Origin of the sequence: Streptococcus sp. UMB0029 (genome assembly GCF_002871495.1) — a bacterium.
Lineage (GTDB): Bacteria > Bacillota > Bacilli > Lactobacillales > Streptococcaceae > Streptococcus.
The window spans coordinates 89,877-102,534 of sequence record NZ_PNGD01000004.1 but is presented as its reverse complement, the minus strand read 5'-3'; the positions used below and the strand labels follow the sequence as shown (position 1 = coordinate 102,534).

General features: G+C 31.0%; 6 protein-coding genes and 4 pseudogenes. 5 read left to right on the top strand and 5 right to left on the bottom strand.

What is annotated here, in order from left to right; translation table 11 throughout:
* On the bottom strand, positions 1-232 hold a 232-nt coding region (locus tag CJ239_RS03635; protein WP_142366991.1), incomplete at its 3' end, for an AAA family ATPase.
* A 363-nt stretch (positions 233-595) separates the two neighbouring features.
* Between CJ239_RS03635 and CJ239_RS12360 the strand changes: the two are divergent.
* From CJ239_RS12360 to CJ239_RS03620, 3 genes and pseudogenes are all read left to right on the top strand, one after another.
* Positions 596-865: pseudogene (locus CJ239_RS12360) on the top strand (type ISP restriction/modification enzyme); the annotation flags it as partial.
* 307 nt (positions 866-1,172) lie between these two features.
* Positions 1,173-2,243 (top strand): PD-(D/E)XK nuclease family protein, encoded by a 1,071-nt coding sequence (locus CJ239_RS03625; RefSeq protein WP_102210588.1) that lies wholly within the window; start codon positions 1,173-1,175, stop codon positions 2,241-2,243.
* 186 nt (positions 2,244-2,429) lie between these two features.
* Positions 2,430-3,863, top strand: a complete 1,434-nt coding sequence (locus CJ239_RS03620) for an ATP-binding protein (protein WP_102210587.1) — start codon at positions 2,430-2,432, stop codon at positions 3,861-3,863.
* Between the two features lie 511 nt (positions 3,864-4,374).
* On the opposite strand, the pseudogene CJ239_RS12060 reads toward CJ239_RS03620, so the two are convergent.
* The 3 genes and pseudogenes from CJ239_RS12060 to CJ239_RS03600 all read right to left on the bottom strand — a co-directional run.
* Positions 4,375-4,725: pseudogene (locus CJ239_RS12060) on the bottom strand (tyrosine-type recombinase/integrase); the annotation flags it as partial.
* Positions 4,726-4,808: 83 nt separating this feature from the next.
* Entirely contained in the window at positions 4,809-6,017 is a 1,209-nt protein-coding gene (locus CJ239_RS03605; RefSeq protein ID WP_102210586.1) for an ATP-binding protein, read from the bottom strand.
* A gap of 827 nt (positions 6,018-6,844) precedes the next feature.
* Positions 6,845-7,206 (bottom strand): annotated as a pseudogene (locus CJ239_RS03600) (hypothetical protein).
* Positions 7,207-7,553: 347 nt separating this feature from the next.
* Here CJ239_RS03600 and CJ239_RS03595 point away from each other — a divergent pair.
* Together CJ239_RS03595 and CJ239_RS03590 are read left to right on the top strand one after the other, a co-directional pair.
* The gene (locus CJ239_RS03595; RefSeq protein ID WP_102210585.1) at positions 7,554-9,926 is read left to right on the top strand and encodes an AAA family ATPase; all 2,373 of its coding nucleotides are present in this window, start codon (positions 7,554-7,556) and stop codon (positions 9,924-9,926) included.
* A gap of 426 nt (positions 9,927-10,352) precedes the next feature.
* On the top strand, positions 10,353-11,825 hold the full coding sequence (locus CJ239_RS03590) for an oligopeptide:H+ symporter (protein ID WP_180958202.1): 1,473 nt from the start codon (positions 10,353-10,355) through the stop codon (positions 11,823-11,825).
* 162 nt (positions 11,826-11,987) lie between these two features.
* Here the strand turns inward: CJ239_RS03590 and CJ239_RS03585 are convergent.
* Positions 11,988-12,658, bottom strand: a pseudogene (locus CJ239_RS03585) (IS630 family transposase); the annotation flags it as partial.

The window sequence follows — 12,658 nt, the reverse complement described above, 5'->3', positions numbered from 1 at the left end:
TTATATAAGCGAATAATGTTTGAAAATGTCGCAGGTCATAATAACTCAGATCTTCAAAATTGATGGATATGATTTGATCCTCGTCTACTCCAGTTGCTAGTAACTCCTCTTTATAGAGTTGAAAGAGAACAGATTTACCAGCTCGTCTAACTCCACTCACAACTTTGATGATTGGCCGATCACGATGTCTTCTTAAAAAGTCTAAATAATGTGGTCTTTTAATATAGTTCATAATAGTTACCTCAAAGATAGTATAATACAAATAGTAATTATTTTCAAATATTTAGAAATAATCTGCTATTTGTTTTGTTATTTTTAAATATCTAGAAATAATATCTTCAGAATAGAAAAAGAAATTGTCCAGGAATGAAGAAACTGTACATTTGTTGTTAAACTGTACATCATCTTTGTGATACAGTAGTTCGTCTTTCTTAATTACATAAGCTCCGAAAACTAAAAAAGTGATAACCCTTTGATAACCTCTCGATTTTTAAAAGGGTTATATATGTAAAAATTGAGGATTTATCTCTCAAAATTACTTGATTTTAGTGATAATTTACCATAAATATAATAATGTAGAAAAAACAAAGTTTTATATATTGAAACTGGGAGAAGATTATCCGATATACACCTTCATTATGAAGACGTTCCTGTTTATGAAGATGTAATTGTTGATAGAGCAGATAAACTATCTTATAAGGTAACTAAAATGAAGTTTGCTAATAAACGTGATGAAAATGGTAAATCAGTGAATGACTTATCCGTAATCATATTTAATAGTGATATCACTATTAGTAATATCCCCGAAAAGGCCTATGAATATGTTGTAAATGGGTGCTCTGCTATTGGATGGATTATAGATTAGTATCAAGTCAAAACTGATAAAAAATCTGTAATCACTGATGATTCAAATGATTATAGTGGTGATGAAAAGTATATCTTCAAGTTGCTATTGAGAATTATTAATGTAACTATCCAAACAGTTGATTTAATAAATAGTTTACCTAAATTCGAAGTTGATGAATAGTTTTTAATAAGGAGATGAATACGTTGTCTAAAGTGTATTTGTCTTCTTTTATTTAAATTAAATTTTCAATAAACTGATTAATTTATCTTATGATATAATAAAAACAAGTACATTACATTAATTATCATAGTAAAGGAGTTGTTAAATGGAAAATTATAATGAGTTACTAACACTTAGGAATAAAATAGAAAATACACTGAATTATCAACTGTCACTAAGCAATTTAGAATTATATCACAGCAATCTATTTGCTGTTGTTCTGGAGAAGTCTGAATTTATTAATCATAAGTTTTTTAGTAATGTTATTGATATTAATAAAAAATATACAGATTTAAAGGTTTACAGAGAAAAAAATTCGATTGATTTAACTATCGAGGTTATTGATGAGGATAGAAGGACTCATGTTATTTTTATAGAAAATAAGGTTAAGTCTTTACCAGACAAAAGTCAATTAATTCGTTATTCTGAAAAAGATTCTAATGCTAAAGGGATACTTCTTAGTTTAGTTAACCCTGGATTTGATTTGCCTGGTAGTTGGTTTAGAAAAAGTTATGGTGAGCTAATTTACTATTATCGTGATTTGCTTGATAAAGTAGATGAGACTTTTAGATTATTCTTAACAGATTATATTGATTATATGGAGAATATAGAAGAGTTTATTGGAATGGTAAGTTATGGTGAATCATACTATTTTGAAGAGTCTATTAATAAAGTCCTTGAAGGTATGAGATTAAGGTCGCTTATAGAGAAGACTCATTATACGAATTTAGAGAATAAGATTTCTGATTTAGGATATAAAACATACTCTGGTAGGATAAGAGGAGCTCATCATTTTGGGATTTATCTTCCTATCGAAGGTAATACGTCATCATTTGATATTCAGATACAAGGAAAACAGTATAGACATAAGGTTAATTTTTCTCTTGAAGATAAAGCAAAATTAGGTGATTTAGAAAGAATATGTGATAGTATAAAAGAGAAAACTTGTTTGTATAATTTCAATCTAGAGGATAATCCAATTTTAGAAAAATCATCTTCAAGAAAAAAATGGAAAACATATGGTAAAAAAGATTATTATGATTATGCTCATATAAAAAAACATATATCTAGTAAAGAGTTGATTAATTATATAAGAACGGATATTAAGAAAATTGAAGCGGATCTGAAAATTGTTAAAGATATTATTTTAGAAAATATTAAATCAACAACTAAATAAAAAAATTAAATACTGGTGGAGCAGTATTGATAAGTATAAATCTTCTAAAGTATTTATATATTAAGGTTGAAAAGTGTATTCGCCCTCATCATAATGAAAACCCTAGCCTATTATCTTAAGGAAAACAGATTCAGTAAGGAATGCAGAATAATCATTATTATTTAACCAAAAATTAGGAGAAAACAAATGAAATATGATTTTAGTTACTGGCAATTTTCGCCGGAAAATCAATATTTGGATAGAAAATCAGCGCGTAAGAAACCACAAGAATTGCTTAAGCATTTGATTGCCTTTGCTAATGCTGATGGAGGTCAGTTGATTATTGGGATTGAAGATGAAAAGCAGGACAATATTATCACTGGTTTTAAGGATGGGAAAGCCTATCCGATTGATGATTTCAAAAAGATAGACCGAGAGATGCGGGATACACCGTTGGACTTATCTTTTGAGGAAATACCTGTGGTTAATCATAAGGGAGAAGACGACCTGATTCTAATTATCTCAGTTGAATTATCATCGAACCGAGTGATTGCCGCTCCAAATGATGAAGTTTATCTACGACAGGGAGACGAATCAGTCAAGTTGAGTTATGAGCAACGTATACAACTTAGTTACGATAAGGGACAGCGTTTCTTTGAAGATGAGATCATTGAAGATGCTACATTAGATGATATTGATGAACTGTTAGTTCAGGACTTTAAGGAACATTTTGATATTTCAGAACGTTCAACTGAGGAGATATTAAAGGCAAGGCGGTTTCTTATTAATGGTAAATTGACAAAGGCAGCTATTCTTATCTTTGGTAAGTATCCTTCCGCATTTTTCCCTCAAGCACGTGTTCGTTTTCAACGATTTGATGGAGTAGATGTAGGTACAGGAAGTGAATTTAATGTTATTAAGGAAGTAACGTTTGATGATGCATTGCCTAAATTAATTGTTAAAGTTAGAGATTTTATTCGAACCCAGCTACGAGAGTTTCAGTATCTAGATAGTGATGGTAGATTTCAGATACTTCCAGAATATCCTGAATTTGCTTGGTTTGAAGGAATTGTAAATGCAGTAACCCACAGGAATTATTCAGTATACGGAGATCATATCAGGGTATTGATGTTTGATAATCGTCTAGAGATTCATAGCCCAGGAAAACTACCGAATATTGTAACTGTTGAGAATATAAGACATGAACGTTTTTCTAGAAATCCGCGTATAGCTCGTACCTTAACTGAATTTGGATGGGTCCGAGAAATGAATGAGGGAGTAAAACGAATCTATTCTGAAATGGAATCTGCTTTTCTCCATGAACCGTGTTACTCTGAACCAGGTAACAAAGTAGTTTTAACATTAGAAAACAGTATTACAAGTAGAACATTGAGAACACGTGATTCTTTGGAAAGTAAACTTAGAGATTATAGTGATTTAAGTGTTGATGAAAAACTATTGATACAGTATATGTACAATACAGCAGAACCTATGACAACTAAAAAAGTAGCAGAGTTCTTAGGTAGGAGTGTTTCTTACTCGTCGAAATTATTGAAAACGTTGAGAGCAAAAGGCATTTTAACATGGTATGGGACAAGTACGAAAGATCGCAGTCAATACTATAAATTAGAAATGAAATAAAAACGAAGAAAAACGAAGAAAAACGAAGAAAACATAATTACTAATTAGTGAACTTATAAAGTAAGCTTTCTTATAAATTCATTAAATTCATTCGCTTTATAGTTTTGCAATTCAGTTGTTTGTATGGGAATGTGATTTGTATTATACATCATTTCACGACAAGTAATGAAACGAAGAAAAACGAAGAAAAACGAAGAAAAATAAATCGTTATTTCTCAACTACATAAGCTCCGAAAACCAAAAAGTGATAACCCTTTGATAACCTCTCGATTTTTAAAAGGGTTATATATGTAAAAATTGAGGATTTATCTCTCAAAAGAACTTGAGTTTAGTGATAATTTACCATAAATATCATGATGTAGAAAAAACCAGGTCTTAAGAAAGCTCGTAAAGCATCACAATTTAGTAAACGTTAATCAATACGACTATATCAACGTTTCAAAGCACTCAAAAGTTTACCTTATGGGTGCTTTTTTCTATACTTTCTAAAAAAATTTGCCCTAAAATTACCCTACTTGTTTTTAAGATGTTGGTAGGCAACTTGTCCAGCAGATAATGGAACTATGTTTGAAGCATTAACATAAGTTTTAGTTGTAATTGTATCGCTATGAGTTAATGCTTCAGAAATGGCTTCTAAGCTCATTCATGCCTTTTTAGCAAGTGTCGCTCCTGTATGTCGTAATTTATGAGGTGTAGCATGTTTAAGTTCTGGATGACGACGTTTGACAGATTTCATTTTATTATTAAGATAGTCAGAGTGTAGAGGGCTATTAACATTACCCTTCATATCGATATAAGTAAAGACATATTGTTCATCGGATTGGATAATTCCAAACTTTGATAGTTCAGCATTTTGATGTTTTTCCATATATTTTGTTAGGATTTGGGTAGAATCATTGATAACAGACTGTTACAAATCTAGTTAGCTGTATGATTTATGATTATCTACTTTTCTAGTAACCAATCTATGATATTTTTCTTCTCAATTCCATTGTAATTGGCTGTTGGCTGAATCGTATCCATTGTTAATAGATACTTGGGGAATTGATCTTTAATGGCTTCTAGTGGTCTAAGTTCTCTTTCTAGTGTTTCTGGAGCAAGTGTTGTTTCACTGACCTGATAATAAGCGTAGTGACCAAGATCAGTTACAACAACAAAATCAACCTCATATTTATCTAAATTACCAACATATACTTGTGAATATCTACGTCTCAATTCCAAATAGACAATATTTTCCAAGATATGGCCAATATCTTCTTTGTGGTCTGGTAATAAGAGGTGTCGTAAACCTAAATCAACGGGATAATATTTTTCTAAGCGTTGCAATAATGCTCGACCTTTTACATCAAAACGTGGAACGGAATAAAAAAGTAAACTGTCTGTCAAAGTCGTCAAATAATTTTCCAAAGTATTATGGGATATGGAAACATTTTGGCTAACCAGGGTATTACGAATCTTATTTGTTGATATTAAGCTACCTGTACTACTGAGAAGGGTTCGGACAATGCGCTCAATAATAGTAGGATTTGGATTTCCCAATCTAGTGACAATATCATTTAACAGTATTGAGTTATATATTCCTCTGAGATAATCAATTTTTTCAGCGTAAGATGATGTTTGCAATAAGTAAGGGAAAGCACTAAAGAGATAATTGTTAAAAATTTCTGTTGTATTCAGATTCTCTGAGGAAGATTGACCTGATAGGTATTCTTCAAATGATAATGGAAGAACTTCTATCTCAACATAACGCCCAGTCAAATTTGTTGCTAATTGGCTACTCATAAAGTAGGCGTTTGATCCAGTCAAATAGAGGTCAACATTTGGCAAGATGAATAGACTATCTGCTACCAGTTCAAATTTTTCAACATGTTGAATTTCATCTAAAAAGATATAGTATGTTTTCTCTTCAACTAACTGCTCTTTTATATAAGCAAATAATGTTTGAAAATCTCGCAGGTCATAATAACTCAGATCTTCAAAATTGATGGATATGATTTGATCCTCGTCTACTCCAGTTGCTAGTAACTCCTCTTTATAGAGTTGAAAGAGAACAGATTTACCAGCTCGTCTAACTCCACTCACAACTTTGATGATTTGGCGGTCACGATGTCTTCTTAAAAAGTCTAAATAATGTGGTCTTTTAATATAGTTCATAATAGATACCTCAAAGATAGTATAATACAAATAGTAATTATTTTCAAATATTTAGAAATAGTATTTAATTTATTCAATTAATTTCAATTTATTAGAAATAATATCTAGGGCTATTTAAATATCTTCAGGATAGAAAAAGAAATTGCACTGGCACGAAGAAATTGTACATCATCTTTGTGATACAGTATTTCGTATTTCTCAATTACATAAGCTCCGAAAACTAAAAAAGTGATAACCCTTTGATAACCTCTCGATTTTTAAAAGGGTTATATATGTAAGGATTGAGGATTTATCTCTCGAAAGTACTTGATTTTAGTGATAATTTACCATAAATATCATGATGTAGAAATAACCAGGTCTTAAGAAAGCTCGTAAAGCATCACAATTTAGTAAACGTTAATTCGAAAGAATTACGATACTTACAGAGAGCACCTTTCGGGGTGTTCTTTTTTATATTTTCATACTAAATTGGTGCAATTGACACAGTTGTTGCGACTTTAGTCGCTAACAAATGTGGCTGCAATCTGACAAAGTCAGTTGCCTCAAAACGTTAATCAATACGATTATATCAACGTTTCAAAGCACTTTGCAAAGATTTTGCAAAGTGCTTTTTCGGATGTTATTTTCTTTTGTATTTTTCATGATTTTATCATATCAAAAGAAATTATATAATTACTCTAAAAATTCCCAAATGATAAAAAATAAGTCTGAACTGTATATACATCTTATAATCAAGTATTTTAAAATATGTTACTGATACAAAAAAAGAACACTCGAGTAAAGTGTTCTTATGAATTAAGCATTGTTTTCTCTAATTTTCGAGTATATTATTGATAGACATACTTTTTTAAAGCTTCTTGATAAGCTTTGCTATCTTTTTATAGTATTCGTGTTTTATCCCTGAAATATCTACAGTAAATACATCATCTTTAAATGTATAATTTTTTGTAAGTTTAATGATATTTTCTCCCGATAATTGAATTGTTGATTTTTCTTTGTCTATAGTAACCCCTTCAGCATCTCCATGTCTAATAGTTCCCATATCTCCAGATATAACAAAAGCTACTTCATTTTTATTTTCGTTTATCCAGTAATATTCTCCATCTAAGGAGTTATTTGATTGCTTAGAGCAGGCCATTAGCAAAAATGCAGACATAGATACCAATATTAATGTGATTGATTTTTCCATCTTACTTTCTCCTTTCAACATTATGCCAAATATCACAAGTATAATATAGATGTTGTCAGCTACTATTAAACATCTTTCGAGAATATACTTATTTTTCGGAAAAAAATTATTGGAAACTGATATACTATGCTATACTATATATAGCAGTTTATCTTTTTTGAAAATTCAGGTTATAGTTTTTATGAGAAAAAAAGTCCTCTTTATTTTATGGTTTACGAGATGAATAAATTAAGAAAAATATATTTGAAGGGATGGATGGGCTACCCTATTTTGATGCAATAGGGAAAATGCTCCAACTTTAATATCGTTTTAAAAAAATGAGAAATTTGATTGTGAAGGAGTGACATATGCAAGAATTTACAAAGATAACTATTGAAAAAGACTACTTACCTTATAGGAAAATAGAACTAAATTGGTTGAAGAAAGAGAGTAACCCGGATACAGAAATACTTAGAAGTATGATTATATTTGGGAGAAATGGGACAGGGAAAAGTACTATTTCTAAATCTATTTCTAGTTTGTTAGATATAAGTGAGGATATTACTCTTTTTAATGAGAAAAATAAAGTGAGTAATACTATAAATATTACTGATAGAGATAAAGAAACTATATTTGTATACAATGAAGAGTTTCAAAGCAAAAAAGTAACTTTTACAGAAAATGAAAAATTTGAGGCAATTGTTCTTATTGATGATCAAAAAGATCTAATGTCGAAGATAGCATTAAATAAAAGTGAAGTAAAGAGATTAGAATCTAAATTGACTCAATATAATGGTGCTCTTTCAAAGGCTAAAAATGCTATAAGAGAAAGTATTGTAGGTTCGAAAAAATCAAGGTGGAAGAGTATTTATAGTAAATTAAATAATAAAAATCCTTACTTCAATGATAGTTTAATAAATAAAATTTCTAGTTCTGTTTCTTCAAAATCAGTGCTAAAATTAGAAGAAGATCTTAATAATCTGATAAAAGAAATAGACTCTGCTAGGAATGAAAAAAAGATTAACAGATACTCAGAGGTAGAAATTTCCGTTAGTGAAATAAAAGAAAAATTAAAAATAGTTTCTGAGCCAGTTAATATGATAGAACTAACAGAGAGAGAAAATCAGATTATTGAAATACTAGGAAATAATGTTGAGAGTAGTATAGAAAAAACAGAAAGCATATTAAAAGGAAATTCAAATAATTGTCCAACATGTTTTCAGGAAATCAATGAGGATTATAAACGAGATACTTTAGCTCAATTAAAATCAGTTTTGAAGAAACAATTGCTAAATGATGAGATATCTAAACATATTAGGTATATAGATCAAGTTGTTAAAATATTTGAGCTAAAAATTGTAGAATTAGATTCTGCAGATCTAGATAAAAGAATAGAAGAAGATGTAAGGATAAGTTTGAATAAATCAATAGAGGATTTAAAATCAAACCTTAATTTAATGATTAATAAACTAAATACCAAGAAGAGTAATGTTTATATGGATTATAACTTTAATAGTGAATTACTCTTCAAATCTAAAAATGCTTATGATGTAGCTTTGTCTGAATACAATAGAGCTTGTGATGAATATAATATAAGATTCAAGCAAATTTCTGCTAATCTTATAGAAGCAAATAAACTTAATAATAAATTAGCTTATAAAGAAACAGAGATTTTTTATCAAGAAGTAATTAATAATAAAAAAGAAGCAAATAAAACTGAGAAATCAATAAAAGAGTTAAATGAGAAAATTTTAAAAGATGAGCAGTCGGTAAAAAATACTACTTTAGCTCTTGACAATATTAATAAGCAATTAGGTAGAGTATTTTATGATTCTGAGCGATTAAAATTAGAACAGGAAGACGGATTTTATTATGTTTTATCTAGAGGGAAAAGGACAAATTTAAGTAGCTTATCTACTGGAGAAAGAAATGCGATTGGTTTATGTTACTTTTTTTCTATAGTCAATCAAAATCAAAATGTTGATAATCAGTATAATTTCCCACTTTTATTAGTTCTTGATGATCCGGTATCTAGTTTTGATCATGAGATTAAATTAGGAATATATAGCCTCCTTCGAGGAGAAATTGAGAAAATTGGTATTGGTAATAAGAATAGCAAGATACTGATACTAACTCATGATAGTGATGTCTATTATAATTGTTATAAAATATTTGAAGATATTTTAGATACTGATGGGAAGAGAGTTTTTAAAGATAATCAAATTAAATTAAAACAATTGAATTCTATGACTGGTATAGAGACAGCTGATAAAGAGGAAAACTTCTATTCTACGCAACTTACAAAAATATATGAATTTGCTTGTATTGAGGATGAGAAATGTGATTTTGCAAAAGATTTTTCTCCGTATATTGGTAACGTTATGAGACGAGTGTTGGAAGCTTTTTCTACATTTAATTATCAAAAAGGGATATCAGAGATAAGTTCGAATGAAGTATTATTAAGTGAATCTATTGATGATAAAGAAGAGAGAGAACTTCTAAAATCTCATATGTATAGATTGCTTTTGAATGGGGAAAGCCACTATTCAGATAAAATTTATGGAATAACTGAAAGAGATAGAGAAGTATTGCTTACCATTAAACAAAAGATTCAAACAGCTAGATTTGTATTAGTTCTTTTATATAGTCTTAATTCAATTCATCTTAAATACCAAATCAATAATTTTGATCAAACAATATTAGAAAGTTGGAAATCTGATTTTATAGGTAGTAAAAAATAAAGATAATATTTTTGCTCATCATCAAATTGGAAAAGTGTCTCCTCTTAAAACAGTTTGAGTGAAATTTTTTCAAATTATTTAAATACGGAAAGTGTGTTTAAAGTTGTTATACTATGATTCTGAGCTATGCTGAAATACTTCTCTATCAAACCAGGTCTTAAGAAAGCTCGTAAAGCATCACAATTTAGTAAACGTTAATTCGAAAGAATTACTATACTTATACAGAGCACCTTTAGGGGTGTTCTTTTTTATACTTTCTTACTAAATTGGTGACTGGATCTTTATTTGATATTTTTTAATTGAAGATAAAGCGGAAACTGATCTAAATAGATTTTTTCAGAAAATTTTCTAAAACAAACAGAATTTGTTTGACATTCGTTTGAAAATTCTGTAAAATGAGTTATTATGTTTTAAAGGAGAATATATATGGAAAACCAGAAAACATTTTTTGGACATCCTATGGGCTTGTCCACCCTCTTCTTTACAGAAATGTGGGAACGCTTTTCTTACTATGGGATGCGAGCAATCCTACTTTACTATATGTACTATAGTGTGCAAGATGGTGGGTTGGGGATGGAGAAGACCACAGCTGCATCGGTTATGGCGATTTATGGCTCGCTGGTATTCTTGTCCTCGGTTATCGGTGGTTTTGTCAGTGACCGTATTTTAGGAAGTCGTAAGACTGTCTTTTACGGTGGGATTCTGATTATGCTAGGACATATTGCTTTGGCAACACCTTTTGGACAAGTGGCTCTCTACCTTTCTATTGCCTTGATTATCTTTGGAACTGGATTTTTAAAACCCAATATCTCAGATATGGTTGGGGGAATTTATGAGAAAGAGGATGATAGACGAGATGCAGGTTTTAGTATCTTTGTCTTTGGGATTAACTTAGGTGCCTTTGTTGCTCCTTATCTAGTGGGTTATCTAGGTCAGGAAGTCAATTTCCATCTAGGTTTCTCATTAGCTGCCATTGGGATGTTCTTTGGTCTGGTGAAGTATGTTTTGGATGGGAAGAAATATCTACCTGAATCAAGCCTTTACCCCACTGATCCCCTTTCACAGACGGACCAGCAGACCTTGATTAAACGCTTGCTGATTACACTTGTCGTAGTTATTCTCGTGGTTATCGGTTTAGTCTTTACTCACCAGTTTAACGTGGATATGATTGTTAATATCTTTACAATAATTGCGGTAATCATTCCAATCTACTATTTCTTCAAAATTTTATCTAGTCAGAAAATAACTGCCACTGAGAGATCTCGAGTATTTGCCTACATTCCTCTATTTATCGCTGGAGTCCTCTTCTGGTCTATTGAGGAGCAGGGTTCTGTTGTTCTCGCTCTATTTGCGGATGATCAAACTCGACTTTACTTTAATTTATTTGGAAATCAGATTCATTTCCCATCTAGCTTTTTCCAAAGTATCAATCCCCTTTTCATTATGATTTATGTGCCGATTTTTGCGTGGTTGTGGGGGAAAATGGGTAAAAAGCAACCATCCTCTGCTAAGAAATTTGCTTACGGTTTATTTGCTGCAGGTTTATCCTTCTTGTGGATGATGTTACCAGGGATACTTTTTGGAACAGATGTTAAGGTCAGTCCTCTCTGGTTGATTATGAGTTGGGCTATTGTGATTGTAGGTGAAATGCTGATTTCGCCGATTGGTCTATCAGTCACTACTAAGTTAGCACCAAAATCCTTCCAAGCACAAATGATGTCTATCTGGTTCTTGAGTAATGCTGCTGCCCAAGCTATCAATGCTCAAATTGTAAAATTTTATACAAGCGAAACTGAAGTAGCTTACTATGGAATTGTTGGAGGAATTACGATTGTATTCGGTATTATCTTACTCTTCTACGTTCCACGTATTGAAAAACTAATGTCTGGTATCAAATAGAGAAAAACTGGAATTTCTGTAGGGATTCTAAAAGTTAGATTAATTGTTTATTCAAAGGATTTAGTTCTGTATTGTACAGGGCTAAGTCCTTTTAGTTTGATTAAAATTCACGATATTTCTGATATTCCTAGTAGACATTTGTCCACTTTTTCTATTTAATACTCAATTATATTCAAAAAGCAACCTTGTCCATTGTCTGCTGACAGTGGACTTTAAAACATTTTTTTCCAATCCTTGAATAACTTCTTGAAGCTTATCAATGACGGCTTCCAATGTTGGGAAAGCCTTATTTTTAAAACCTCGTTTTCGAATTTCTTTCCAGACTTGTTCAATAGGGTTCATTTCTGGTGTATAAGGTGGGATAAAAGCCAAGTCAATATTACTTGGAATCTCCAAGGTACTTGATTTATGCCATATAGCATTATCCATTACAAGTAACATATAGTCATCTGGATAAGCTTGTGAGACTTGCCGTAGAAATTCATTCGTCCACTCAGTATTGCATCCTCCAGCAATGAGGAAAAAGGAATCTCCTGTCTGAGCATCTGCTGCCCCATAACAATAGCGATATTCTCGTATATAATGACTAGGAATGCTAGGTCGGATTCCTTGAGGAGCCCAACAAGAACTCATCTTACTGATTCTCCCGAAACCAGCTTCATCTTGGTAGATCAAACGTACTTTGTTATAAGTCCCCTTCTCTTTGAAGCGCTTACTCAAGGTCTCGAATGTAGATTTTATTTTTAGACGTCTCAATTGTCTGAGCGTCTGCCTTCTTAGGATGTTCAGGTCGAGGGGTGACTGTTCGCCAACCATGGCGTTTCAAGAGATAA

Excerpts from the sequence above, each read along its gene's own strand:
- CJ239_RS03625 (WP_102210588.1), top strand. The coding sequence starts at position 1,173 with ATGGAAAATTATAATGAGTTACTAACACTTAGGAATAAAATAGAAAAT.
- CJ239_RS03620 (WP_102210587.1), top strand. The coding sequence starts at position 2,430 with ATGAAATATGATTTTAGTTACTGGCAATTTTCGCCGGAAAATCAATAT.
- CJ239_RS03605 (WP_102210586.1), bottom strand. The coding sequence starts at position 6,017 with ATGAACTATATTAAAAGACCACATTATTTAGACTTTTTAAGAAGACAT.
- CJ239_RS03595 (WP_102210585.1), top strand. The coding sequence starts at position 7,554 with ATGCAAGAATTTACAAAGATAACTATTGAAAAAGACTACTTACCTTAT.
- CJ239_RS03590 (WP_180958202.1), top strand. The coding sequence starts at position 10,353 with ATGGAAAACCAGAAAACATTTTTTGGACATCCTATGGGCTTGTCCACC.